The 24,299-nt window shown below is 71.9% G+C and carries 19 protein-coding genes; 10 read left to right on the top strand and 9 right to left on the bottom strand.

Annotated elements, in window-relative coordinates; translation table 11 throughout:
• Positions 1 to 161 precede the first annotated feature (161 nt).
• The 3 genes from ACIBG4_RS01805 to ACIBG4_RS01795 are packed head-to-tail and all read left to right on the top strand — an operon-like array spanning position 162 to position 2,874.
• Entirely contained in the window at positions 162 to 1,337 is a 1,176-nt protein-coding gene (locus tag ACIBG4_RS01805) for an acyl-CoA dehydrogenase family protein (RefSeq protein ID WP_355437248.1), read from the top strand.
• Positions 1,334 to 1,945, top strand: a complete 612-nt coding sequence (locus ACIBG4_RS01800) for a dTDP-4-dehydrorhamnose 3,5-epimerase family protein (RefSeq protein WP_310711858.1) — start codon at positions 1,334 to 1,336, stop codon at positions 1,943 to 1,945. Before ACIBG4_RS01805 ends, ACIBG4_RS01800 begins: the two co-directional genes overlap by 4 nt.
• Positions 1,942 to 2,874 carry an NAD-dependent epimerase/dehydratase family protein gene (locus ACIBG4_RS01795; RefSeq protein WP_397200235.1) on the top strand — a complete coding sequence of 311 codons (933 nt, stop codon included), beginning with the start codon at positions 1,942 to 1,944 and terminating at the stop codon, positions 2,872 to 2,874. The genes ACIBG4_RS01800 and ACIBG4_RS01795 overlap by 4 nt, the downstream gene beginning before the upstream one ends.
• Before the next feature lie 54 nt (positions 2,875 to 2,928).
• Here ACIBG4_RS01795 and ACIBG4_RS01790 read toward each other — a convergent pair whose 3' ends face one another.
• The 3 genes from ACIBG4_RS01790 to ACIBG4_RS01780 all read right to left on the bottom strand — a co-directional run bounded on the left by ACIBG4_RS01790 (position 2,929) and on the right by ACIBG4_RS01780 (position 6,322).
• Positions 2,929 to 4,038: a DegT/DnrJ/EryC1/StrS family aminotransferase gene (locus tag ACIBG4_RS01790; protein WP_397200234.1), complete on the bottom strand. Its 1,110-nt coding sequence runs from the start codon at positions 4,036 to 4,038 to the stop codon at positions 2,929 to 2,931.
• Between the two features lie 10 nt (positions 4,039 to 4,048).
• Positions 4,049 to 4,840: an AfsR/SARP family transcriptional regulator gene (locus ACIBG4_RS01785; RefSeq protein ID WP_310711855.1), complete on the bottom strand. Its 792-nt coding sequence runs from the start codon at positions 4,838 to 4,840 to the stop codon at positions 4,049 to 4,051.
• Between the two features lie 513 nt (positions 4,841 to 5,353).
• Positions 5,354 to 6,322, bottom strand: coding sequence for a GlxA family transcriptional regulator (locus ACIBG4_RS01780; protein WP_397200233.1), 969 nt, complete (start codon positions 6,320 to 6,322; stop codon positions 5,354 to 5,356).
• A gap of 98 nt (positions 6,323 to 6,420) precedes the next feature.
• On the opposite strand from ACIBG4_RS01780, the gene ACIBG4_RS01775 reads away from it, so the two are divergent.
• Positions 6,421 to 7,248, top strand: coding sequence for a hypothetical protein (locus ACIBG4_RS01775; protein ID WP_397200232.1), 828 nt, complete (start codon positions 6,421 to 6,423; stop codon positions 7,246 to 7,248).
• A 26-nt stretch (positions 7,249 to 7,274) separates the two neighbouring features.
• On the opposite strand, the gene ACIBG4_RS01770 is transcribed toward ACIBG4_RS01775, so the two are convergent.
• Together ACIBG4_RS01770 and ACIBG4_RS01765 are read right to left on the bottom strand one after the other, a co-directional pair.
• Complete coding sequence (locus ACIBG4_RS01770; protein WP_397200231.1) at positions 7,275 to 8,639, bottom strand: MFS transporter; 1,365 nt, start codon at positions 8,637 to 8,639, stop codon at positions 7,275 to 7,277.
• A gap of 41 nt (positions 8,640 to 8,680) precedes the next feature.
• The gene (locus ACIBG4_RS01765) at positions 8,681 to 11,437 is read right to left on the bottom strand and encodes a cation-translocating P-type ATPase (protein WP_397200230.1); all 2,757 of its coding nucleotides are present in this window, start codon (positions 11,435 to 11,437) and stop codon (positions 8,681 to 8,683) included.
• Between the two features lie 151 nt (positions 11,438 to 11,588).
• Between ACIBG4_RS01765 and ACIBG4_RS01760 the strand changes: the two genes are divergently transcribed.
• Complete coding sequence (locus ACIBG4_RS01760; protein WP_397200229.1) at positions 11,589 to 13,415, top strand: glycoside hydrolase family 15 protein; 1,827 nt, start codon at positions 11,589 to 11,591, stop codon at positions 13,413 to 13,415.
• Between the two features lie 23 nt (positions 13,416 to 13,438).
• Here the strand turns inward: ACIBG4_RS01760 and ACIBG4_RS01755 are convergent, their stop codons facing one another.
• On the bottom strand, positions 13,439 to 14,260 hold the full coding sequence (locus tag ACIBG4_RS01755) for a class II glutamine amidotransferase (protein WP_397200227.1): 822 nt from the start codon (positions 14,258 to 14,260) through the stop codon (positions 13,439 to 13,441).
• Positions 14,261 to 14,445: 185 nt separating this feature from the next.
• Here ACIBG4_RS01755 and ACIBG4_RS01750 point away from each other — a divergent pair, with 185 nt between their 5' ends.
• The 3 genes from ACIBG4_RS01750 (at position 14,446) to ACIBG4_RS01740 (ending at position 17,728) form a co-directional block, all read left to right on the top strand.
• A complete protein-coding gene (locus ACIBG4_RS01750) occupies positions 14,446 to 14,934 on the top strand; it encodes a DUF1269 domain-containing protein (RefSeq protein ID WP_397200226.1) in 489 nt (162 codons plus the stop codon).
• Positions 14,935 to 15,101: 167 nt separating this feature from the next.
• Complete coding sequence (locus ACIBG4_RS01745; RefSeq protein ID WP_397200225.1) at positions 15,102 to 15,959, top strand: alpha/beta fold hydrolase; 858 nt, start codon at positions 15,102 to 15,104, stop codon at positions 15,957 to 15,959.
• 8 nt (positions 15,960 to 15,967) lie between these two features.
• Entirely contained in the window at positions 15,968 to 17,728 is a 1,761-nt protein-coding gene (locus ACIBG4_RS01740; RefSeq protein WP_397200224.1) for an MOSC domain-containing protein, read from the top strand.
• 22 nt (positions 17,729 to 17,750) lie between these two features.
• Here ACIBG4_RS01740 and ACIBG4_RS01735 read toward each other — a convergent pair whose 3' ends face one another.
• On the bottom strand, positions 17,751 to 19,307 hold the full coding sequence (locus tag ACIBG4_RS01735) for a hypothetical protein (RefSeq protein WP_397200223.1): 1,557 nt from the start codon (positions 19,305 to 19,307) through the stop codon (positions 17,751 to 17,753).
• A gap of 230 nt (positions 19,308 to 19,537) precedes the next feature.
• On the opposite strand from ACIBG4_RS01735, the gene ACIBG4_RS01730 reads away from it, so the two are divergent.
• Positions 19,538 to 20,164, top strand: a complete 627-nt coding sequence (locus ACIBG4_RS01730; RefSeq protein ID WP_397200222.1) for a TetR/AcrR family transcriptional regulator — start codon at positions 19,538 to 19,540, stop codon at positions 20,162 to 20,164.
• 29 nt (positions 20,165 to 20,193) lie between these two features.
• The gene (locus ACIBG4_RS01725) at positions 20,194 to 21,570 is read left to right on the top strand and encodes a phenylacetate--CoA ligase family protein (protein WP_397200221.1); all 1,377 of its coding nucleotides are present in this window, start codon (positions 20,194 to 20,196) and stop codon (positions 21,568 to 21,570) included.
• 109 nt (positions 21,571 to 21,679) lie between these two features.
• Here ACIBG4_RS01725 and pruA read toward each other — a convergent pair whose 3' ends face one another.
• Both pruA and ACIBG4_RS01715 read right to left on the bottom strand, forming a co-directional pair.
• Complete coding sequence (gene pruA / locus ACIBG4_RS01720; protein ID WP_310711841.1) at positions 21,680 to 23,353, bottom strand: L-glutamate gamma-semialdehyde dehydrogenase; 1,674 nt, start codon at positions 23,351 to 23,353, stop codon at positions 21,680 to 21,682.
• Positions 23,354 to 24,271 (bottom strand): proline dehydrogenase family protein, encoded by a 918-nt coding sequence (locus ACIBG4_RS01715; protein WP_397200220.1) that lies wholly within the window; start codon positions 24,269 to 24,271, stop codon positions 23,354 to 23,356.
• Positions 24,272 to 24,299 lie beyond the last annotated feature (28 nt).

The raw sequence follows: 24,299 nt of genomic DNA, 5'->3' as shown, positions 1-24,299 counted from the left end.
GGCGGACCCTGGAGGGCGGTTGGAGCGCGGGTGGACCAAACGGGCCGAAGCGCTTCTCCAGTGACGTTGAGGTGACGATCAGCACGCTGGCCTCAGCGGTCCACCCGACGAGAACGGTCCACCCGACGAGAACGGTCCACCCGACGAGCCACGGAGCGACCATGTCAGCTGATCTGCGAACACCGGTGTCCGCCGAGGGGCGGCGCCTGCTCGAACTCCTGCGCCCCTACCTGCCCATCCTCGAGGCGGAGGCGGCGGCGAACGACCGCGCGGCCACCCTGCCCGCGCACGTCTTCGCCCGGATGCGCAAGGACGGCATCATGGGCGCCACCGTACCCGGCGAGCTCGGCGGGGTCGGGGTCACGCGGATGCACGACGTCGCCGTGGCGCTGCGCGAGCTGGCCCAGGCCGACGCGGGCGTGGCCCTCGCCCTGCACATGCAGCTCAGCCGGGGCCTGACGATGACCTACGAGTGGAAGCACGGCGCCCCGAACGCCCGGCGGCTGGCCGGTGACATGCTGCGCCAGATGGCCGCCGGCGAGGCCGTGGTCTGCGGCGCGGTCAAGGACACCAAGCAGGTGACGACCCTCACCAGGGCGGACGACGGCACGTACCGGCTGACCGGCCGCAAGACGCTGGTCAGCATGGCCCAGATCGCCACCCACTTCGTGATCTCCGCCCAGCTCCACGAGAAGGGCCGGCCGGTACGGCTGGCGGCCCCCGTGGTCCCGCGGCACAGCCCCGGCATGACCGTCGAGGACAACTGGGACGGCATGGGGATGCGCTCCTCCGGCAGCGTGGACATCGTCTTCCGCGACTGCCCCGTACCGGAGGAGAACGTGCTGCCGCGCGGGCTGCTCGACGAGCCCAGCGACGCCGCCCTGGCCGGCCAGACCGTGTCCTCGATCACCATGCTCGGCATCTACGTGGGCCTCGCCGAGGCGGCCCGCGACCTGGCGGTGGCCGCCGTGCGCAGGCGCGGCCAGGCCCAGGCGGGCGTGCGGACGCTGCTCGCCGAGGTCGACGCACGCCTGTACGCGCTGCGCTGCGCCGTCACGGACGCACTGGGCGAGGCCGACCGGCTGGCCGAGGACCACAGCGGCGACCCCGGCGAGCGCGGGCGTGCCATGATGACCCCGTTCCAGTACGCCAAGCTCCTGGTGAACCAGCACGCGGTGGCCGTCGTGGACGACTGCATGACCGTGGTCGGCGGAGCCGCCTACACGGGCTCGCACCCGCTGTCGCGTCTGTACCGGGACGTCCGGGCAGGAGGTTTCATGCACCCCTACAACCACGCCGACGCGGTCGACTACCTGAGCGGCCAGGCGCTGCGGTGAAGGCCCGCGAGCTGGCCGTCGCCGGCGCCTACGAGTTCGTCCCGGAGATCTTCCCCGACGAGCGGGGGCTGTTCGTCTCGCCGTTCCAGCAGGCCGCCTTCGAGGCGGCGGTCGGCCACCCGCTCTTCCCCGTCCACCAGACCAACCACAGCCGCTCGCGGCGCGGCGTCGTGCGCGGCATCCACTACACCGTCACCCCGCCGGGCACCGCCAAGTACGTCTACTGCCCGCAGGGGCGCTCGCTGGACATCATCGTGGACGTCAGGACCGGCTCGCCGACCTACGGCCGGTGGGAGGCGGTGCTGCTCGACCCCCGGGACTTCCGCTGCATGTACTTCCCGGTGGGCGTGGGCCACGCGTTCGTCGCCCTGGAGGACGACACCGTGATGTCCTACATGCTCTCCCAGGCGTACACGCCCGAGCACGAGCTGGCGCTGTCGGCCCTGGACCCGGCGCTCGGCCTGCCCATCCCCGAGGAGCTGGGGGAGCCGGTCGTCTCGCCCCGGGACAGGGCGGCGCCGACGCTGGAGGAGGCGAGGAAGGCGGGGCTGCTGCCGGACTACGCGGCCTCACGGGCGGTGGAGCGGGCGCTGTGGTCCGGTCGGTGAACGGGGAGGGGGCGCCCGGCCGGGTGGTGGTCCTCGGCGGCTCGGGCAGCGTCGGCAGGCAGGTGTGCGAGACCTTCGCCGCCCGGGGCTGGGAGGTGCTCGCGGTGGCCCGCCGGTGGGCCCCGCACCTGGAGCCGTACCCGTTCGCGCCCCTGGACGTCACCGCTACGGAGCCGCGGCGCGTCGCCGAGCTGCTCTCGGGCGCCCGCGCCGTCGTCAACGCGGCCGGCGGGTGGGGCGACACCACCGAGGAGATGACGTACTCGCACATCAGGCTGGTGGACCGGCTGCTGGAGGGGCTCGCGTCGGCCACCGGCCGGCCGCGGCTGGTGCACGTGGGATCGGTGCACGAGTACGGTCCGGTGCCGTACGGCACGCTGCTCACCGAGGACGTCGACCCCGCGCCCGTCACCCCGTACGCGCGGGCCAAGCTGGCCACCTCCCGGGCGGTCCTGTCGGCGGCGCGGGAGCACGGGATCGACGCGGTGGTCCTGCGGGCGGCCAACATGTCCGGTCCGTACCCGCCGCAGGAGAGCTTCCTCGCCGCTCTGGTGGCGCGCATCCACCGGGCCCTGGAGACCGGCGAGACGCTGGAGCTGAGCGTCGCCGACGCGCGGCGGGACTTCGTCGACGTGCGCGACGTCGCCGACGCCGTCGAGCGGGCGGCCAGGGCGCCGGTGGGCGGTCAGGTGATCAACATCGGCCGGGGGGAGGCCCTGCCGATCGGGTCCCTGGTCGAGTGGCTGATCGAGGCCGCGGCCTTCCCCCACGACCGGATCAAGCACCTCGACCAGGAGGTGCGCAGCAAGGGCGGGGACTGGACCCGGCTCGACATCCGGCGCGCCCGCGAGCGCCTGGGGTGGCGGCCGCGCATCGCGCCGCGCGAGTCGATCCGGGCCATGTGGCTGGCCTCGGCGGAAGCGGCCTGAGCCGCCCCCGCCGGGCCCGGTCACGGGTCACCCGTCACGGGGTCACCCCGTGGCTCACACGTCCAGCACCGAGCGCAGGGCGGAGATCACCTTGTCCTGCGTCTCGGCGGGCAGTGACGGGTACATGGGCAGCGAGAAGATCTCGCCGGCCAGGCGCTCCGTCACCGGCAGCGACCCCTCGCCGTAGCCGAGGTGGGCGAAGCCGGTCATGGTGTGCACCGGCCACCGGTAGCTGACGTTCAGGTGGATGTCGTAGGCGTCGAGCGCCTCGATGATCCGGTCCCGCTCCGGGTGCCGGACGACGTAGACGTAGTGGACGTGGTCATTGCCCTCGGCGAGCGAGGGCAGCACCAGCTCCGGGATGCCGCCCAGTCCCTCCTCGTAGCGCCGGGCGACCTCGCGCCGCCCGGCGATGTAGGCGTCCAGCCGCCGGAGCTTCCTGCGCAGGATCTCGGCCTGCACCTCGTCGAGCCTGCTGTTGTGGCCGGGCGTCCTGACGACGTAGTACTGCTGCTCCATGCCGTAGTACCGCAGCCGGCGCAGGTTCGCGTCCACCTCCGGGTCCCGGGTCACGGTGGCGCCTCCGTCGCCGTACGCGCCCAGCACCTTGGTGGGGTAGAAGGAGAAGGCCGCCGCGTGGCCCATGGTGCCGGCGAGCGCGCCGTGATGACGCGCGCCGTGGGCCTGCGCGCAGTCCTCCAGCACCCGCAGCCCGTGCCGCTCGGCCAGCTCCAGCACGGGGCGCATCTCGACGCACTGGCCGTACAGGTGGACGGGGAGCAGGCAGCGGGTACGCGGGGTGATCGCCGCTTCGAGCTGCCGGGTGTCCATGAGGTAATCCTCGGCCCTGACGTCCACGAACACCGGCGTGGCGCCCACCGCGTCGATCGCCACCACCGTGGGCGCCGCCGTGTTGGACACGGTGATCACCTCGTCACCGGGGCCGATCCCGAGAGCCTGCAGACCGAGCACGATGGCGTTGGTGCCGTTGTCGACGCCGACGCAATGGGGCAGGCCGTGGTAGGCGGCGAACTCCCGCTCGAACGCCTCCACGCTCTTGCCGAGCACGAGCTGGCCGGACTCGAAAACGGTCTCCACCGCGTCGAGGATGTCGGCGCGCTCCTCGTGATACTCCTGCAGATAGTTCCACACATAGGTTGACACGGAGGTCTCCTTATCCGGCGATCCTGACCAGGTCGAGCTTCGGGTCCGAGCGCAAGATGGCCTGCTGGAGGTGCTGGAGGCGGGCCGACGGCTCGACTCCCAGCTCGCTCACCAGCGTGGTGCGCAGCTTGATGAAGTTCTCCAGGGCCTGGCTCTTACGGCCGGACCGGTGCAACGCGATCATGAACTGGGCCCAGAAGTTCTCGTGCATCGGATACCGGGCGGTCAGCGCGGACAGCTCGGCCAGCAGGCCGACGTGCCGGTTGAGCCTGAGGTCGGTCTCGATGCGCGCCTCCAGCACGCCGAGCCGGCTCTCCTCCAGCCGCGCGACCTCGACGCCGATCCGCAGCCCCGCGTGCACGTCGACGAGGGCCTCGCCGCGCCACATGCCCAGGGCCTCGCGGAAGAACTCGGAGGCCGCCTCCCACCGGCCGGCCTCGAAGGCCTGCTTGCCGGCGCCGGAGAGGTGTTCGTACCGGTGGACGTCCACGTCACCCGGGTCGATGTCGAGCAGGTATCCGCCGTAGCAGGTCCGCAGGACGGTCTTCGCAGCGTCCGTGCGGTTGGCGCCGAGCGCCGCGGCGATCCCCCGGCGGACCTGGAGGATGTAGGTCTGCAGGGTGGACAGCGCGCTCGTGGGCGGGTGCATCCCCCACAGCTCCTCGACGAAGGACGACACCGTGACCACGGTGCCGGCGTGCAGCGCCAGCAGCGAGAAGACCTGCCGGGGCTTGCGTGGGATGGGGGTGATCGACATCCCGTTCTGGTACGCGACGAGTGGTCCTAACAGCTTGACTTCCATTGGGAGAACGTCCCCCTTAACGTGCTCTCGGAAATTCGGTCACGATCTGGCGGGACTTCTCTCGCCTCGACCCGCCGGGTGGGACTTCACCATTCTGACCATGTTAAGGACATATCCTCCACAAAAGCGTGTATCCGACATATCGGCACATGAAGATCTCACGAAAGACGCGTGGAAGTTTCACGTTCGATGGGCCTTCTTCGGGTGAGGGATAGGGGGCGGTCTCTGCCCTCTTCGCCCCCGGTCGGACCGCGTGGCGCCAGGTGAACGGCGGGCGGCGGGTGGGCGACGCCGTCACGCGGCCGTGGGAACGATCCAGGACGGCCATGGGGAGCCCCGGCCATGGCCGCCGCATCCTGGCCCATGGCCTTCATCGCGAGATGCGACCCCGGTTAATGCGGCCGCGTCCCCGGAGTATGACCGGTGCGGCGAAATGGATTATTGCGAAGCTGACAAATCGGCGGGCCGAACAAAGGAGAGATCTGCCATGGCCCGTGCGGGAAATCGCCGCTCTCAGGAGGAGCGCGCGGACTGGGTCGAGCGGTAGTGGGAGGGCGGCACGCCGTAGTGGTCCAGGAACGCCTGCCGGAGCGTCTCCGCGTTGCCGAACCCGCAGCGCGCCGCGACGGCCGCCATCGGCAGCCGGGTGGTCGTGAGGAGCTGGGCCGCGGCCTCCGTACGGGCCCGCCGGACGAACCGGCCCGGCGTGACGCCCAGCTGCCGCAGGAACAGCCGCGACAGGTGCCGCTCGCTCACCCCCGCCCGCCGCGCCAGCGCCGCCGTCGCGAGGTCGCCGCCCGGATCGCTCGTGATGTGCTCCACCACCCGCCGCACGACGCCGTCGCCCGGCGGCGGCGCCGCCGTGAACATGCTCATCTGCGCCTGGTTGCCCGGCCGCTGGAGGTACGTGACCAGCTCGCGGGCCACCGCCCTGGCCACCTCGCCGCCGTGGTCCTCCTCGATGAACGCCAGGGTGAGGTCGAGCGCGCTCGTCACGCCGGCGGCGGTGGCCACCCGCCCGTCCCTGACGAAGATCGGATCCGGGTCGAAGGAGACGGCCGGGTAGCGCACGGCGAACGTCCGCGCCCACTGCCAGTGGGTGGTGGCGCGCCGCCCGTCCAGCACGCCCGTGGCCGCCAGGACGCCCGCGCCCGTGCACACCGACGCCACGCGGCGGCACTCGCGGGCCAGGCGGCGCACGTGCGCCACGATGCCCCGGTCGGCCGCCGCCCCCTCGTGGCCGACGCCCCCGGTGACGAGCAGGGTGTCGAGGGGACCGGTGACGCGTTCGAGCGCTCCCTGGGCGTGGATGGTCAGCCCGGTGCCGCACGTGACCGGCCGTCCCCCGGGCGTGACCAGCTCCACCTGGTACGGCGGCGGCGGGGCCGCCACGTTCGCCACGATCAGCGGCGTGGTGACGCACGCGATGTCGAGGAGCTCCGCCGCCTCGTATCCCACCACCACGACCCGCCGGACGTCCATGCCAGGAATGTAGGGCAGACAGCCCACTTCCCCAAGTTTCCGGACCAGCCGTGGCCACGGGCCCCGGCGCGGCCCCGGAGCGGCCCGACAGTGGGGGCATGACGACTCACGTTTCCCCCCAGGGCGACGCGGAGGCCCACGCTCCCGCGAGCCGGTGGCGTTTCCTGGGCCACTTCGCCGAGATGGTGGTCGCGATGCTGGCCGGGATGCTGCTCCTCGACCCGGTCTGGAACGCGCTGCCCGGCGGCCCCGCGCTCCTCGCCCGCCCCGACGCCGGCGCCCTGGCGATGGCCACGGACATGACCATCGGCATGTCCCTGTGGATGCGCTACCGCGGCCACGGCTGGGCCCCGATCGCCGAGATGGGCGCGGCGATGTACGTCCCGTTCGCCGTCCTGCTGGTGCCGTACTGGATGGGGCTGCTGCCCGGGGACGGCCTGATGATCGGCGGCCACGTGCTCATGCTCCCGGCCATGCTGCTGGTCATGCTGCGGCGCCGGGAGGAGTACGGCGCCGCGCACCACCACCCGACCGGCTCGCGGGGGGCGCTGGCGCGGCGCTGGCCGACGCTGCTCGGCCTGGTCATGACGGTCGGCTGCTGGCTGGACCCGGCGGTCACGCCCGCGCCGATCCTGCTGGTGCTGCCGGGCGCGTACCTGGCGATCGGGCTGCTCCGCGGCACGCTGCGCGGCCCCGGCGTCGTCGCGCTCCAGCTCGCCGGCCTGGCCGGGTACGCCGCCCTCACGGTGGCGGCGCTCGCGGCGGACCCGGACACGGCCCGGTACCTGATCGGCGCCGGCTGGCTGGCCCACGCCGCCTGGGACGCGGCCCACTTCGTCACCCGCCGCGTCGTCCCGCGCGGCTACGCCGAGTGGTGCGCGGTCGTGGACCTCGTCATCGGAGTCACGATCATCACCCTGGCCTGACCGATCATCACCCTGGCCGGCCAGGGCTAACCGGGCAGGTGCGCCGGTCCTGAGGGCTGCTTGGACCGGGGAAGGCGCGTGGCGGCGACGAGACCGATCAGGGCGAAGACGCCGAGCGTGGCCATCGCCAGGGCGTAGGCCCGGTTACCCGAGGCCAGGCCGGAGACGAGGATCGTGCCGGCGATGGCCGTGCCGAACGACGAGCCGAGGTTGGAGACGCTGCGCGACAGCCCGGAGATCTCGCCCTGCATGCTCTCCGGGACGCTGGACTGCACGATGTTGACCGACGGGGTCAGCATCCCGCCCAGGCCCAGGCCGATCAGCAGCAGCCCCGGCCCGAACGCGATGACGCTCGACGAGGCCCGGACCAGGGCGAGCAGGACCACGATCCCGGCCACCGCCACGACAAAGCCCGTCACGATCAGGGTCTTCTGCGAGCGTCTCGCCGCGAAGCGCTCCGCGGCCAGCGACGAGATCAGGACGCCCACGGTCGCCGGGGTGAAGATGACCCCCGTCTCGATCGCGTTGTAGCCGCGTACGGTCTGCAGGAACACCGCGACGACGAACGACGTCCCCATGAGGATCACCCACTGGATGTTCTGCGTGACCAGACCGATGTTGGAGGTCCGGTCCCGGAACAGCGAGGTCGACAGCAGCGGCTCCCTGCCCGCGCGCTCCAGGGAGCGGACGTGCGCGAGGAACCAGAGCAGGAAGACGACCCCGACCACCAGCGACACCGTCATCAGGACCACGTTGGTGTCGGCCTGCAGGATCCCGAACACGACGAAGAACATGCCGTCCGCCGACAGGACCGCCCCCACGGTGTCGAAGCGGCGGGTCGGATCCGGCTCCACCGGGTCGACGATCCGGCGGCCGAGCACCATGATCGCCGCGATGACGCAGACCTGGAAGAAGAACGCCGCCCGCCAGCTGATCGCCGTGGTGATGAGCCCCCCGATCAGCGGACCCGCCGCGGCGCCGATGCCGCCCATCCCGCTGATCACGCCGAAGGCCCGCGCCCGCGACACGGTGTCGCCGTAGGCCAGCGTCGCGAAGATGTAGACGGGCGGGATCAGCAGCGCCGTGCCCACCCCTTCGAGCACCGAGTTGCCGAGGATGAGCACACCGAGGCCGGGCGCGACCATGCTGAGCAGCGCCCCGGCGCCGTACAGCGTGAGCCCGGCGAAGAAGCACCGCTTGCGCCCCCAGCGGTCGGTCAGCTTGCTGCAGGGGATCATGCAGATGGCCATGATCAGCAGGAACAGCGTGATGGTGATCTGCACGCCCTTCACGGTCGTGTCCAGGTCCTCGCTGATGTCGTTGATCATCACGTTCATGTTCGAGCCCGCGAAGCTGCAGATGAACTGGGCGAGCGCGAGGGGCGCCAGCATGCTCCGCGATGAGGCGGCGGAGCCGGAGGTCCCGTTCACCACTAGCTCCCGGGCGTCAGCGACACGGCCCGCGGGGCGCGCGAGACCACCCGGCCCCTGGGCCGGCGGTGCCGCAGGACGAGTTTGACCAGCTCCTCGACCACGACGAGGCTCGCCGCGAGCCCGGCGCACGCCGCCCATTGGGCGCCGCTCAGCTCGGTCGTCCCGAAGACGCGCTGCAGGAGCCCGATCCCGGTGACCGCGATGATGAGGATCAGCGCGAAGGCGTACCGGCGCAGCTGGGTCGGGCCCGGTATGGCGGCCCGAGAGAAGATCGTGTTCGTCTGGTCGCGCGCCAGCAGCCCGGCCGCGACGTGGAAGAGCGAGAGCGTGGTCAGCAGCATGGTGGACGCCACGGCGGCGCCACCCTGGCGGGCGCCGATCTGGTACGCGGCCAGCGATCCGGCCGTCATGACGAACCCCTGGAAGCACAGCCTGACCCAGTTCGCCCGGGACAGGACGGGCGCGCCGACCGGCCGGGGCGGGCGGCTCATCAGGCCGCGCGTCGGCTCGTCGAAGCCGAGGGCGACGGCGACCGGGATGTCCACGAGCATGTTCACCCACAGGATCTGCAGCGGGGTGAGCGGGATGCCGCCGGCGACGCCCAGGGCGGCGGCCCCGATGAAGATCGCGATGTAGGCGACGAGGGTCGACATCTGGAAGCGGAGGTACTTGAGCAGGTTGTCGTAGAGCGAACGCCCGTACTCCACGGCGCCGACGATCGTCGCGAAGTTGTCGTCCGTGAGGATCATCACGGCGGCTTCCTTCGACACCTCGGTGCCGGTGATGCCCATCGCCACGCCGATGTCCGCCGCTTTCAGGGCGGGGGCGTCGTTCACCCCGTCGCCCGTCATGGCCACCACGTTGCCGTCCTGCTTGAGCAGCCGGACCAGGCGCAGCTTGTCCTCCGGCGAGACCCGCGCGATGACGCCGATGTCGTCCAGTTGCCCGCGCAGCTCCTCGTCGCTCAGCGACGCGAACTCCGCCCCGGTGATCGCCCGGCCGGGGATGCGGAGCTCGGCGGCGATCGCGCCCGCGGTCGTCACGTGGTCGCCGGTGATCATCCGTACCCGGATGCCGGCCTGCGCGCACTCGGCGATCGCGGCCCTCGCCTCCGACCGCGGCGGATCGACGATGCCCACCATCGCAAGCAGCGTCAGGTCCCGTACCAGGTCGATGAGGTCCGCGCCGGGGTCGAACGCGGCCGGGGCGAGGTCACGCTGGGCCACCACCATGACGCGCTCGCCCGCCCGTGCCATCCGGTCGTTGGCCTCCAGCGCGAGCGGGCGGTTCTCGTCCGTCACCGTGACGAGGGTTCCGTCGGGGGAGCGGTAGGACGTCGCCCGGGAGATGAGCACGTCCGGCGCCCCCTTGACGTAGCAACGGACGACCGGCTCACCGTTCGCGCCGGTCATCCGGTGGAACGTCGCCATGAACTTGTAGTCGGCGTCGAACGGGACCTCCCCGACGCGCGGGTAGGTGCCGCGCGTGCTCTCGACGTCGAGGCCGCCCTTGGCGGCCAGCACGATCAGCGCGCCCTCCGTCGGGTCGCCGATCAGAGTGTCACCGTCCAGCACGGCGTCGGCGCACAGGATCATCGGCAGCAGGTACGGGTCGAGGTCGATGTGCGCGCCGGCGACGTGCTTGATCTCGCCGGCCGTGCCGTAGCCCTCGCCCGACACGGTGAACCTGTTCAGGCCGGGGATCACCAGCTCGCGGGCCGTCATCTTGTTGAGCGTCAGCGTGCCCGTCTTGTCCGAGCAGACCGCCGAGGTGGAGCCGAGCGTCTCCACCGCCGGCAGGCGCTTCATGATCGCGTTGCGGCGGGCGATCTCCTGGGTGCCGATCGACAGCAGCGCCGTCACGACCGCGGGGAGGCCCGTCGGGATGGCGGCGACCGCGAGCGCCACCCCCGTGATGAACAGGACGTCGAACGGCTTGCCCTGGAGCAACCCGAGCACGACCACCAGGGCGAGGGCGATCCCCGCGATCGTCGCGATGATCTTCGACAGGGAGTCCAGCTGCTTCTGCAGCGGCGTCTTCTCGGCTTCCGTGCCGGCGAGGAGCCCCGCGATGTGGCCGATCTCGGTCCCCATCCCGGTCGTGGTGACGACCATCTCGCCCCGCCCCCGCGTGACGGAGGTGTTCATGTAGCCGAGACAGGTGCGGTCCCCGAGCGGCACGTCCTTGCCCGGCACCGGATCGGTCCTCTTGGCGACCGGCAGGCTCTCGCCGGTGAGGGCCGCCTCCTCGATCTCCAGCGAGGCGGCGACGCAGATCCGGCCGTCCGCCGGTATCCGGTCGCCGGCTTCGACGAGCACCACGTCACCCGGTACGAGCTCCTCGGCGTCGATCTCGACGGCCTGGCCGTCCCTGCGGACCCGGGCGACCGTCTTCATCATCCGGGAGAGCGCCTTGACGCTCTCCTCCGCCTTCGCCTCCTGGCGCAGCCCGATCACCGCGTTGAAGACGGTGAGGCCCGCCAGCACGGCGAACGTCCCGACGTCGCGCGTGACGACCAGGCTGATCACCGCGGCGGCGAGCAGCACGATCTGCATGAAGTCCCGGTACTGGCGGAGCCACGCCTGGATGGCGGACTCCTTCTTCGCGGTCTCCAGCCTGTTGGGGCCGTGGGTCCGCAGGCGCTCGCGGGCGGCCTCGGGGCTGAGCCCGCGGTCGAAGCGGACGTCCAGCTCCCGGATCACCGTCGTGGTGTCGGCCTCGTGCCACGCGGGGTGGCCGTCCTGCTCTCGTTCCACGGTCCTCCCCTTGCGACAGGAGCCGGTCGGCGAGCGTCATCGGCGCCACAGGGCCCGCCTTATCCGTAAAAGCTGCAGTATGTGGTGTTGTGTCCGTTTCTGGTGAGGGTATGCCTCTCGACAGGGGTATTGCGTGAGGACGGGGACATCCATGAACGACTATCCGCCGATCGCGGACCACGGCATGGTCGGGGACCTGCAGACCGCCGCACTCATCTCCGGGACGGGGACCGTCGACTGGTGGTGCACCCCCCGCTTCGACTCGCCGAGCCTGTTCGCCTCCATCCTCGACAGCGAGCGCGGCGGCCACTGCCGGTTCGCGGCCGACGTCGAGCGCATCGCCGGAGAGAGCGTCCGGCAGCTCTACCTGCCGGACACCGCCATCCTCGTCACCCGGTACATGGCCCCCAGCGGTGTCGGTGAGGTCGCCGACTACATGGAGCCGAACACCTCCTCCACGCCCACCGACCGGCACCGCCTGCTGCGGGTCGCCCGGGTGGTGCGCGGCAGCCTGCCCTTCACGCTCGTCTGCCGCCCCCGCTTCGACTACGGGCGGGCGCCGCACACCCTGTCCCTCCTCGACGACGGCTCGGCCCTCTTCCGCGGCCCCGGCACGGACCTGCACCTGCAGGCCACCGAGCCCATCGCCTTGCGCCGGGACGGCGACGACATCGTCGCCGACTTCACCCTCCGGGCCGGAGAGACCGCCGCCGTCGCCCTCACCAGCGCCGACAGCGGCAACCACACCATGACGCCGCTGACCGCCGGCGAGGTGCGCGACAGCATCGAGGGCTGCCACGACTTCTGGCTCCGGTGGCTGCGCTCCTCCCGCTACCACGGCCGCTGGCAGGAGATGGTCAACCGTTCGGCGATCACCCTCAAGCTGCTCACGTACGCGCCGACCGGCGCGCCGATCGCCGCCGCGACCATGGGCCTGCCGGAGCAGATCGGTGGGGAGCGCAACTGGGACTACCGCTACACCTGGATCCGTGACGCCTCCCTGTCCGTCAGGGCGCTGATCGACCTGGGCTTCACCGACGAGGCCCAGGCGTTCCGGGGGTGGCTGCGTGAGCGCCTCGCGGCCGGCAGCACCGCGTCGGGCGAGCCCCTGCAGATCATGTACCGGATCGACGGTGACCCCCACCTGACCGAGGAGGTCCTCGACCACCTGGAGGGATACCAGAAGTCCGCCCCGGTCCGGGCCGGCAACGCGGCCGCGGACCAGATCCAGCTCGACATCTACGGCGAGGCCGCCGACGCCCTCGCCCAGGCGCAGGACATCGGAGGCGTCCACGGCTGGCGGGCTCTCGTCGGCGTCCTGGACTGGCTCGCCGACACCTGGGACCGCCCGGACGAGGGCATCTGGGAGACCCGGGGCGGACGCCAGGACTTCACCTACAGCCGCCTGATGACCTGGGTCGCCTTCGACCGCGGCATCCGCATGGCCACCACCTACTCCCGTCCCGCCGACGTCGTCCGCTGGACGACCACCCGTGACGCGGTCTTCAACCAGATCATCGAGCGGGGCTGGAACCCGCGACGGCAGGCGTTCGTCCAGCACTACGCCACCGACGTCCTGGACGCCTCGCTGCTGCTCATGCCCCGGGTCGGCTTCGTCTCGCCGCGCGACCCGGCCTGGCTGAGCACTCTCGACGCCATGGACCAGGAGCTGGTCAGCGACAGCCTCGTCTACCGCTACGATCCCGCCGCCTCCCCGGACGGGCTGCGCGGCTCCGAGGGCACCTTCAACCTGTGCAGCTTCCTGTACGTCGAGGCCCTCGCCCGCGCCGGCCGGGTGCGGCAGGCGCGCTACGCCTTCGACAAGATGCTCACCTACGCCAACCACGTCGGCCTGTTCGCCGAGGAGATCGGCCCGTCCGGCGAGCAGCTCGGCAACTTCCCGCAGGCCTTCACCCATCTGGCGCTGATCGCCGCGGCCATCGCCCTCGACGAGCAGCTCGACGCCTCCACAGGCTGACCACCGGGTTCTACTGGCGGGTTCTACAGGCCGGCCACCGGGTCGAAGGCGCTGATCTCGTACCGCCCGTCGCGGATCAGCGCCCAGGAGCTCTCGGGCAGCTCGTTCCACGCGCCCGTGAGGTCGAGCAGCGGCTCCGAGACGACGAAGCGCGCCCGGGCCCCCAGCCGCCGCAGGCTCGCCAGCTCCGGGTGGAGCTCCCGGAGCTGGGAGATGTCGGTGGAGTAGAACAGCGTCCGGGTTTGTCCCTCACTGGAGTAACGGAAGATCCAGACGGACTCGCCGTCGCTCGTGGCCACGGTCATCTGGACCGGCTGGAGGATGCCGTGGCGACGGGCGAGCTCCTCCACCAGGCCGACGGCGCGGGCGACCGCGCCCGGCGGGTCGTCGGCCAGGCCGAAGGTGAGGGCCAGGAAGAACAGCAGCTCGGAGTCGGTCGAGCCCTCGATCTCGGGATAGAGCGCCGGGTCCACCGCCAGCGACAGATCGCGCTTGAGCTGCGGGAATCCCTCCACGTGCCCGTTGTGCATCCACAGCCAGCGTCCGTACGCGAACGGATGGCAGTTGCTGCGCTGCACGGGGCTGCCGGTCGAGGCGCGGACGTGCGCGAACAGCAGGGGTGTGCGGATCTGCCCGGCGATCTCCCGGAGGTTCTCGTCGTTCCAGGCCGGCAGGATGCTCTTGAACACGGCGGGCGCCGGCCCCTCGCCGTACCACCCGATGCCGTAACCGTCGCCGTTGGTGGTCGTGTGCCCGAGCCGGGAGCGCAGGCTCTGCTCGATGAGCGAGTGAACCGGCTGGAACAGCAGGGCCCCGGCGAGAACGGGATCTCCGCAGTACGCCATCCATCTGCACATCGGCTGCTCAGTCCCCCCGGTGACGCCTCCGTCGAATTCCGCACGACATGCAAAAAACTCTATCGGCCGGAAAGTTCGGCGCATGGCATCAATTGGGTCGTTTTACCTCTTTATGGCTATATACCGAGACGGCGTCGGGAAAGCTTCCCAGGCAGCCGTTCAAAGGATGAATCATGAGCAACCTCATCGTCATTTCCTATCCCGACGTCGCCACCGCCACAGCGGTGCGTGATCGCCTGCTCGACCTCCAGCGTCAGAACCTGATCACGATGGAGGACGTCGCCGTCGTCGAGCGCCGGCGGGACGGCAAGATCAAGATGCACCAGGCCAGCAACATGGCCGGCATGGGGGCGGCCAGCGGCGCCCTCTGGGGCGGCCTGATCGGGCTGCTGTTCTTCATGCCGCTGTTCGGCATGGCCCTGGGCGCCGCCACCGGTGCCGCCGGCGGCGCGATGGCCGACGTCGGCGTCAACGACGACTTCATGCGCCAGGTCTCCGACCGGCTGGAGCCCGGCATGGCCGCGCTGTTCGTCCTGGTCGTCCGGAGCACCCCGGACAAGGTCATCCCGGAGATCAAGCCCTTCGGCGGGAACGTCCTCCAGACGTCGCTCAGCCACGAGGAGGAGGCCCAGCTCCGCGAGATGGTGCAGGGCGCCGTCTAGCTCGTCCGGAGCACCGAGCGCACGAGATCCCCGGAACCCGCCGCACGGGTGCCGGGGATCTCCATGCCCGCCCTCCCGCCGATGAGCTGACCGTTTTATGACCATACGTTCTGTACGTTCGGTTTTGGGCCCTCGACACCCCACCCGGAACCGAAGAGGAGCGACCCATGGAGCACCACGACGTCCCCGGCACGACGACTTCCCGCCGCGGCATCCCGTGGCTGATCGCGACGGCCGTCGCCCCTCTCCTCCTCCCGTGGTGCTCCGCGCTCGTCCCGGCGGCGTCGGCCGACGCCGCGGCGGAGGGCCGTCAGCCCGCGCGGCCGACCATCGTGTTCGTCCACGGGGCGTTCGCCGACTCCTCCAGCTGGAACGGGGTCGTGTCCCGGCTGGCCGCGGACGGTTATCCGGCGATCGCCGTCGCCAACCCGCTGCGCGGCGTCAAGAGCGACGCCGCCTACGTGTCCTCCGTCCTCGGCACGGTCAAGGGCCCCGTCGTGCTCGTCGGGCACTCGTACGGCGGGATGGTGATCACCCAGGCCGCGGCCGGCGCCAAGAACGTCAAGAGTCTCGTCTACGTGGCCGGCTTCGCCCCGGCCGCCGGGGAGAGCGCCCTGAAGCTGTCGGGCCGGTTCCCCGGCAGCACGCTCGGCCCCGCGCTGACGCCTCCGGTGCGGATCCCCGGCGGCGGCGCCGACCTCTACATCCGGCAGAGCAGGTTCTGGAAGCAGTTCGCCGCCGACCTGCCGGAGGGGCAGGCCAGGCTGATGGCCGTCGCCCAGCGCCCCGTCACGGAGGCCGCGCTCGGCGAGCCGGCCACCGGCGCGCCCGCGTGGAAGACGATCCCCTCCTGGTTCGTCTACGGGGAGCGGGACAAGAACATCCCGCCGGCCGTCCACGCGTTCATGGCCAAGCGGGCCGGCGCCAAGGAGACCGTCGAGGTCAAGGGAGCCTCACATGTCGTGATGCTCTCGCGCCCCGCCGCGGTCGCGAAGACGATCGAGGACGCCGCGGGGGCGAAGTAGGGAGAGCCATGGCCAAGCTGGTGTCGGTCAACGTGGGCCTTCCCCAGGACGTCGCCTGGCAGGGCAGGACGGTGCGCACCGGCGTGTGGAAGCGGGCCGTGACCGGCCCCCGGATGGTGCGGCGGCTCAATGTCGAGGGCGACGGCCAGGGCGATCTCGCCGGGCACGGCGGTGAGTACCGCGCCGTCCTGGTGTACCAGCTCGACTCCTACCGCCACTGGCAGGAGCACCTGCGCCGCGACGACTTCGCCTACGGGCAGTTCGGCGAGAACTTCACCGTCGACGGGCTGCCCGACGACGAGGTCTGCATCGGCGACAGGTTCCGGGTGGGGGAGGCGCTCTTCGAGGTCACCCAGCCGCGCGTCACCTGCTACCGGGTGGGGCTGCGGATGGGGGAGCCGCGGATGGCCGCCCTGCTGGTGGCCCACCGGCGTCCCGGTTTCTACCTGAAGGTCCTCGCCGAGGGGCGGGTGGAGGCGGGGCAGGAGATCGTCAAGGTCGCCTCCGGCCCCGAGGAGATGACGGTCGCGGACATCGACGCGCTCCTGTACCTGCCGGGCCACCCCCGCGACGACCTCGTCCGGGCGCTGCGCATCCCCGCGCTCAGCCCCGGCTGGAAGGCGTCGCTGCGGGCGCTGCTCGACCAGGCCGGCGTTTCCGGCGCGCCGGCCGGCAACGCGGGGCTGGCTCCCGCCGCCGCACCACCCCCGGCCTGGCCCGGATTCCGGCCGCTCCGGGTCAGGCGGATCGACGCGGAGAGCGCCGGCGTGTTCTCCGTGACCCTGACCGCCCCCGACGGCACGCCGGTCCCCGCGGCGCTGCCCGGCCAGTTCCTCACCGTACGGCTGCGGCCCGGCGGCGGGCCGGCGCTCGTCCGCAGCTACTCGCTGTCGGGCCCGCCGGACCGCGGGGAGTACCGCCTCAGCATCAAGCGGGAACCGCACGGGGCCGCCAGCGGATGGCTGCGAGCCCGTCTGCGGGCCGGGGACCTGCTCGACTGCGCCGCCCCGCGCGGCGCCTTCACCCTCACGGCCGGCGACGGCCCCGTCCTGCTGATCTCGGCCGGCATCGGCGTCACGCCCGTCCTCGCCATGCTGCACGCGCTGGCCGCCGGCCGCTCCACGCGGGAGGTGTGGTGGGTGTACGGCGCCCGCGACGGCACCGAGCATCCCTTCGCCGAGGAGAGCCGCACCCTGCTGGGCCGGCTCCCCAACGCCCACCGGCACGTCTCCTACAGCCGCCCGGCGCCCGGTGACCGGGAGGGGCGCGACTACGACGCCGCGGGCCGGATCTCCGCCGGCCTGCTCCGCGACCTCGGCGTGCCACACGGCGCCGACGCCTACGTGTGCGGCCCTCCCGCGCTGATGCGCGAGCTCCCCGGCGCGCTCGCGGCCTCGGAGCTAGCGCCGTCCCACGTCCACACGGAGGTCTTCGGCGCCGGCCCCGCGCTGACGCCGGGCGTCGCGGCCGCTGCGGAGCGGCCGGTCCACCCGCCCACCGGCCCGCCGGGTGACGGGCCGGTGGTCTCCTTCGCGCGCAGCGGCCTGACGGTGAGCTGGAGCAGCGCGTACGCGAGCCTGCTGGAGCTGGCGGAGGCCTGCGACGTGCCCACCCGCTGGTCGTGCCGGACAGGCGTCTGCCACAGCTGCGAGAGCGGGCTGCTGGCCGGAAGCGTCGCCTACTCGCCCGAGCCGCTCGACGCGCCCGCCGAGGGCGACGCGCTCATCTGCTGCTCCCGCCCGCGCGAGGACGTCGTCCTGGACCTGTAGACCAGGCCGGCGTCAGAGCGGTTCAGCCCTGCGCCTTCAGCTCCTTCTGCTCCTTCTCCGGGTTGCAGTACGGGCAGGCGGGCGCGGGGTCGACGCAGACCTTGACGGAGTCGCTGTTGTTCGACGGGTCGAGCTCCATCTCCTTGCTGCCGGCCGTGGCGGTGTTGACGGTCTCGGCGACCGTGGTGGCCTTGGCCTGGACGACCAGGGTGGCCGTGGCGCCGGCGGCGAGCGTGCCCACCGTCCAGGCCCCGCCGGCGTACGTGCCGGTGGACGGCGTCGCCGACAGGAGGGCGAGCCCGGCCGGGAGTGCGTCCTTGACGACGACGCCGGTCGCGTCGTTCGGCCCGGCGTTGCGGACGGTCACGTGGTAGGCGACCATCCCGCCGACGGAGACCCGGACCTGCTCGGCCGACTTGACCACGCTCAGGTCGACGGCCGGGTTGACCTCGGTGACGGTGTCACCGCTGGTGGAGGTCAGCGGCTCGGGCTGGGGGCCGAGCCGGTTGTCGTAGGTGACCGTGCCCTGGTTGGTCACCCGCTTGCCCGCGGCGGCCACGCCGACCTTGACCCGGAACTCCACGGTGGTGCCGCCGGGCAGGATGTCGCTGTTGGGCAGGCTGCCCCCGGCCGTGGCCGTCGCGCCGTTGCCCAGTGTGAAGGCGATCTTCCCGGTGCCCGGGTCGAACGCGGCCTGGTCGTCGCCGGCCCCGTCGGTCTTGGCGCCGGCGTTCGGGCCGCTCACGACCTGGAGCGAGCCGGGCACCAGGGAGGTGCCCGGCGGGACGGCGTCGCTCAGCCGGACGTTCTCGGCCACGCCGCCGCCCTTGTTGACCGCGGTCAGCCGGTAGGTGATCACGTCGCCCACGTCGACCGGCCCCTGCGGGCTCGCGGTCTTGGTCACGATGACGCACGGCGCGGTGCCGAAGAAGACGTCGTCGAGGAAGTTGCCCACGCTACGGCTCCCTCCGGCGGCGGAGAGGGAGCGGAAGGCGAACCTGGTGGTCGTCTGGCCGGCGGGCACGGTGTAGACGCCGGAGTAGGTGCCCCACTTCGTGGTGCCGTCCGACATGGTCGCCTGCTGCGCCGGGCCGGCCGGATCGCCGATGTCCAGTGCCATCGTGTCGGTGCCGGAGCGCCCGCGGTGGGACAGCCGCCAGTACAGCTTCTGCCCCGGCGTGGTCGCGTGGTCCTGGTACAGGGTGGCGACCTGGGTCGCGTTCAGCTCGGCGAACTGGCCCCCCTCGAGGGGCGGGACGCCCATCCGGGTGCTCCAGAGCTCGATCAGGTGGTCGGAGGCGGTCGTCCGCCAGCCCGGCACCGAGTTCGGGCGGTTCTGCGTGGCGTCGGGGAACGAGAGCCACGGCGCGCCGGTGATGACGGGCTGCTCGAAGCCACCGTTGACCAACGCCACCCGCTCGGGGCAGGAGGCCGGATCCGGCGCGGCCACCCGGGCCGGTCCGGCGTGGGTGCCGGCCGCCGGCGCGGTGTCGGCCAGCACCGCAGGGGACAGCGTCAGTGGCAGGGCCATCGCCGCCAGCGCGGCGACCGGGTAACACATCCCGCGGATGTGCCTCATGGTGATGTTCCTCTCGTCGGGCGGAAACCGCCTCCGTCCACCAGCACCGGGCAACCGGCACTGGCACCGCATGGCAGGTTCACCCGGCGGGACGACCGGCCGGGACGTGACACCGGCCGACCGGCGAACTTTTGACGCGATCTTGTTCCTGCCGGGAGCGGCCGCGCGTCGAGGCCAGCAAATGGAATTTTCCAGTTGCTGGAAGTTTCCATCGGACGTACATTGTCGCCATGCAGGAGTCGCGGCGTGAACGGAAGAAGCGCGAGACCCGGCGGCGGATCGTCCTGGCCGCCATCAAGCTGTTCGAGGAGCAGGGGTACGAGCGGACCACGGTGGCGCAGATCGCCGCGGCGGCGGACGTGGACCCCAAGACCTTCTTCAACTACTTCCGTACCAAGGACGACGTCCTGTTCGTCGACATCGGACAGGACGTCGACGTGCTGCTCGGGGCGATCGCGCGGCGCCGGCCGCACGAGAGCCCGGGCGAGGTGCTGGCGAGGGCGTTCCAGGAGTACGCCGCCCACCGCCGGCCCAAGGCTCCGCTCAGGGAGCCCGAGGAGCTGCCGGCGGCGGCCCGGCTGGCCCTGACGACGCCGGCACTGCAGGCCAAGGGGCTCTACCTGCTGCAGGACCTGCAGCAACGGGTCGCCGGCGAGCTGCTGAAGGCGTTCCCCGGGCTGGATCCGATCACCGCGGCGGCGATGATCGGGTCCGTGATGGGCGCGATCCAGCAGGCGAGCCTGACCAGTGTCCGGCTCGGCCGCTCGCAGGACGAGCTGTGGGAGGCCGCCGGTCAGGGCCTCGGCCTCGCCATGCACGGCCTGCTCTCGGTGCGGCGGCCCACCGAGAGCCCATGAGACCAGGTACGAGAGAGGATCGGCTCGTCATGGACGGACAAGAGAGCATCCGGCACCTCGCCCGCGACGCACGGCGCGTCATGCGGGACGGCCCCGGGGGGATCGCACGGCGGCAGCGCGACCGCCTGGCCCGGATGGTGGCCCACGCCCGCGCCCGCTCGCCCTACTACCGCGCGCTGTACCAGGACCTGCCGGAGCACGTCGACGACCCGGCGCTGCTGCCGGTCACCGGCAAGAAGACGCTGATGGCCGCCTTCGACGACTGGGTCACCGACCGCGAGGTGACCCTGGAGCGGGTGGAGGCGTTCGTGGCCGACCCTGGCCTCGTGGGGCAGCGGTTCCAGGGCCGGTACCTGGTGGCGACCACCTCCGGCACCAGCGGCCTGCGTGGCCTCTTCGTGATGGACGACCGCGACCTGGCCGTGCGCACCGCGCTCGGCGTGCGCGTCGGCGGGCTGTCGGCCCGCGATGTCCTCCGGACCCTCGCCCGCGCCGGCCGGACCGCCGTCGTCACCGCGCCCGGCGGCCACTTCTCCACCGTCGCGGCGACGGTCCGGTTCGGCCTGGACCGGCCGTGGCTCGCGCGGATGATGCGGATCTTCTCGATCGACCAGCCGATGGCGGGGCTGGTCGACGAGCTCAACCGGTACGACCCCGCGAGCATCGCCGGCTTCACGGGCATGCTCACGCTGCTGGCCGGGGAGCAGGAGGCGGGCCGTCTGCGCGTCCGCCCGGCGATCGTCATCCCCGGCGGCGAGACGTTGACCCCGGGGGCCCGGGAGCGGATCGCCGCCGCGTTCCAGGCCAAGGTGCGCGCCGCCTACGCCTCCACCGAGTGCGGATTCCTCAGCTCCGGCTGCGCGCACGGCTGGTACCACGTCAACAGCGACTGGGCCGTGCTGGAGCCGGTCGACGCCGACCACCGGCCTGTCCCGCCGGGTGTCCAGTCGCACACGGTCCTGGTGAGCAACCTCGCCAACCGGGTCCAGCCGATCCTGCGCTACGACCTGGGGGACAGCGTCCTGCTCCGCCCCGACCCCTGCCCGTGCGGCAGCCCGCTCCCGGCCATCCGCGTGCAGGGCCGCGCCGCCGACCTGCTCACCTTCCCCACCGAGCGCGGCGAGCACGTCAGCCTCTCGCCCATGCTGTTCGGCGCTCTGCTGGACCGGATACCCGGCGTCGACCAGTTCCAGATCCTCCAGACCGCGGACACCACCCTGCGCGTCCGCCTGCGGTCCGGCGACGCCGCCGACACCGACCGCGTGTGGGAGACCGTGCGCGACGAGATCACCCGGCTGCTCACCGAGCACAAGGCCGGTGACATCACCCTCGAACGCGCCGGCGAACCGCCGCAGCAGTCACCCGGCGCCAAGTTCCGCAGGATCATCCCCCTGCCCAGGCCCTGACCCCTGGAAAGAGAGATCCCCGGGACTCGGTGGACGAGTCCCGGGGATTGTCGGCTGACGGCGTCGGGGCAGGCCGATCCGCAGCCGAGCCTGTTGGAGACCGAGGCTGCTAGTAGCCGAGGCGCTTCAGGTCAGGCTGCTCGGCGCCCGACTGCGGGACGTCGCCGCGGTACGGGCCGGTGATGACCGGCGGCACGAACGTCTCCTTGACCGTGCGGGCGTTCACCCAGCGGATCAGGTTGAAGATCGAGCCCGCCTTGTCGTTGGTGCCCGAGGAGCGGGCGCCGCCGAACGGCTGCTGGCCCACGACCGCGCCCGTCGGCTTGTCGTTGACGTAGAAGTTGCCCGCCGAGAAGCGCAGCCGCTCCGAGGCCGAGGCGATCGCGTAGCGGTCCTGGGCGATGAGCGAGCCGGTCAGCGCGTACGGCGAGACGGACTCCATCTGGTCGAGCACCCGGTCGAAGTCGCCGTCGTCGTAGACGTGGACGCCGAGGATCGGGCCGAAGTACTCCTTGACGAAGACCTCGTCCGTCGGGTCGGCGCACTCCATGACGGTCGGCTTGACGAAGTAGCCGGCGGAGTCGTCGTAGGAGCCGGTGAGCACGTCCACATGGGACGCCTGGCGGGCGCGGTCGATGGCGGCCTTGTGCTTGGCGAAGGCCCGCTCGTCGATCACGGCGCCCATGAACGTCGACAGGTCGCCCGTGACGTCGCCCACGGTCAGGGACTCGGCCACGGCCACGAACTCGTCGCGCATGCGCGTCCAGAGCGAGCGCGGCACGTACGCCCGCGACGCGGCCGAGCACTTCTGGCCCTGGTACTCGAAGGCGCCCCTGATCAGCGCGGTCTGGAGCGCGCCGAGGTCGGCCGACGGGTGGGCGAGCACGAAGTCCTTGCCGCCGGTCTCGCCGACGAGGCGCGGGTAGCTCCGGTAGGAGCCGATGTTCGTGCCGACCGTCTTCCACAGGTGCTGGAACGTCGCGGTCGAGCCGGTGAAGTGGATGCCCGCGAGGGCGGGGTGGGCCAGCGCCACCTCGGAGACGGCCTGGCCGTTGCCCGTGACCATGTTGATCACACCGGGCGGCAGGCCGGCCTCCTCCAGCAGCCGCATCGTGAAGTGCGCCGCGAACTGCTGCGTGGGCGACGGCTTCCAGACGACGACATTGCCCATGAGGGCGGCGGAGGTCGGCAGGTTCCCGGCGATGGCGGTGAAGTTGAACGGCGTGATCGCCAGCACGAAGCCTTCGAGCGGCCGGTACTCCATCCGGTTCCACACACCCGGCGACGACGCGGGCTGGTCGGTGTACAGCTGCCGCGCGTACGCCACGTTGAACCGCAGGAAGTCGATCAGCTCGCACGCGGAGTCGATCTCCGCCTGCTGCGCCGACTTGGACTGCCCGAGCATGGTCGCGGCGTTCAGCGTCGCCCGCCACGGCCCGGCCAGCAGGTCCGCGGCCTTGAGGAAGATCGCCGCCCGCTCGTCGAACGACAGCGCCCGCCACGCGGGGGCGGCCGCGAGCGCGGTGGAGACGGCCTCCTCGACGTCCTGGACGGTGGCGTCGTGGGTGCGGCCGAGCACGGCCGCCTTGTTGTGCGGCTGCACCACGTCGATCGGGGCGCCGCCGCCCATCCGCTGCCGGCCGCCGATCGTCATCGTGAGGTCGATCGACGCCCCGGACAGCTCCTTGATCCGGTTCTCCAGCGTGGAGCGCTCGGCGCTGCCCGGCGCGTAGGAGTACACCCGCTCGTTGGCCGGCGTGGGCACGTTGGTGATGGCGTCCATTTACTTACCCCCAAGGGCACGAAGGAAGAAGGCGACGTTGGCCGGGCGCTCGGCCAGGCGGCGCATGAAGTAGCCGTACCAGTCGTCGCCGTACGGGACGTAGACGCGGACCGTGTGGCCGGCCCCCGCCAGGGCCTCCTGCCGGTCGGTCCGGATGCCGTAGAGCATCTGGTACTCGTAGTCCCCGACGGAGCGGCCGAACCGGTCGGCGAGCAGCTCGGTGACGGCGATCAGCCGGTCGTCGTGCGTCGCCACCATGGGATACCCCTTCCCCGCCATGAGGATGCGCAGGCATCGCACGTACGCCCGGTCGACGTCGCCCTTGCTCTGGTGGGCGACCGAGGCGGGCTCCCGGTAGGCGCCCTTGACCAGCCGCACCCGGCTGCCCTCGACGGCCAGGTCGCGGCAGTCCTGGACGCTGCGGAACAGGTACGCCTGGATCGCCACGCCCGTCGACGGGTGGTCCTCGCGCAGCGCGCGCAGGATGCCGAGCGTCGAGTCGACGGTGGTGTGGTCCTCCATGTCGAGGGTGACGGTCGAGCCGTTCGCGTCGGCGGCGGCGCAGATCTCGCGGGCGTGGTCCAGCGCCATCGCGTCGTCGAGCCGCTGGCCGACGGCCGAGAGCTTGACGGACACCTCGGCGCTCGGGCCCAGGCCGAGGGGGCGCAGGGACTCCAGCAGCGTGACGTACGCCTTGGCGGTCGCGGCGGCGGCGCCCGCGTCGCGGGTCTCCTCGCCGAGATGGTCCACGGTCACGGTCAGTTTCGCGTCGGTGAGCCGTTGGATGGCCGTACGGGCCTCCTCGACGCTCTCGCCGGCGACGAACCGGTCGACGACCTTCCGCGTGAGCGGGAAACCGGACACGGAGCGGCGCACCAGCGCGCTCCGGGACGTGGCGAGCAATACTTGACCGAGCATGTAATCAGCCTAAAACCGCAGCTCAACC

The organism is Nonomuraea sp. NPDC050383 (assembly GCF_044459125.1).
In the GTDB taxonomy this organism is placed as follows: domain Bacteria; phylum Actinomycetota; class Actinomycetes; order Streptosporangiales; family Streptosporangiaceae; genus Nonomuraea.
This window is presented reverse-complemented; position numbering and strand designations above follow the sequence as displayed.

What these genes read in the sequence shown, in the direction of transcription:
- ACIBG4_RS01805 (WP_355437248.1), top strand. Translation starts at nt 162, where the DNA reads ATGTCAGCTGATCTGCGAACACCGGTGTCCGCCGAGGGGCGGCGCCTG.
- ACIBG4_RS01785 (WP_310711855.1), bottom strand. Translation starts at nt 4,840, where the DNA reads ATGGAAGTCAAGCTGTTAGGACCACTCGTCGCGTACCAGAACGGGATG.
- ACIBG4_RS01780 (WP_397200233.1), bottom strand. Translation starts at nt 6,322, where the DNA reads ATGGACGTCCGGCGGGTCGTGGTGGTGGGATACGAGGCGGCGGAGCTC.
- ACIBG4_RS01775 (WP_397200232.1), top strand. Translation starts at nt 6,421, where the DNA reads ATGACGACTCACGTTTCCCCCCAGGGCGACGCGGAGGCCCACGCTCCC.
- ACIBG4_RS01770 (WP_397200231.1), bottom strand. Translation starts at nt 8,639, where the DNA reads ATGCTGGCGCCCCTCGCGCTCGCCCAGTTCATCTGCAGCTTCGCGGGC.
- ACIBG4_RS01760 (WP_397200229.1), top strand. Translation starts at nt 11,589, where the DNA reads ATGAACGACTATCCGCCGATCGCGGACCACGGCATGGTCGGGGACCTG.
- ACIBG4_RS01755 (WP_397200227.1), bottom strand. Translation starts at nt 14,260, where the DNA reads ATGGCGTACTGCGGAGATCCCGTTCTCGCCGGGGCCCTGCTGTTCCAG.
- ACIBG4_RS01750 (WP_397200226.1), top strand. Translation starts at nt 14,446, where the DNA reads ATGAGCAACCTCATCGTCATTTCCTATCCCGACGTCGCCACCGCCACA.
- ACIBG4_RS01745 (WP_397200225.1), top strand. Translation starts at nt 15,102, where the DNA reads ATGGAGCACCACGACGTCCCCGGCACGACGACTTCCCGCCGCGGCATC.
- ACIBG4_RS01740 (WP_397200224.1), top strand. Translation starts at nt 15,968, where the DNA reads ATGGCCAAGCTGGTGTCGGTCAACGTGGGCCTTCCCCAGGACGTCGCC.
- ACIBG4_RS01735 (WP_397200223.1), bottom strand. Translation starts at nt 19,307, where the DNA reads ATGAGGCACATCCGCGGGATGTGTTACCCGGTCGCCGCGCTGGCGGCG.
- ACIBG4_RS01730 (WP_397200222.1), top strand. Translation starts at nt 19,538, where the DNA reads ATGCAGGAGTCGCGGCGTGAACGGAAGAAGCGCGAGACCCGGCGGCGG.
- ACIBG4_RS01725 (WP_397200221.1), top strand. Translation starts at nt 20,194, where the DNA reads ATGGACGGACAAGAGAGCATCCGGCACCTCGCCCGCGACGCACGGCGC.
- pruA (WP_310711841.1), bottom strand. Translation starts at nt 23,353, where the DNA reads ATGGACGCCATCACCAACGTGCCCACGCCGGCCAACGAGCGGGTGTAC.
- ACIBG4_RS01715 (WP_397200220.1), bottom strand. Translation starts at nt 24,271, where the DNA reads ATGCTCGGTCAAGTATTGCTCGCCACGTCCCGGAGCGCGCTGGTGCGC.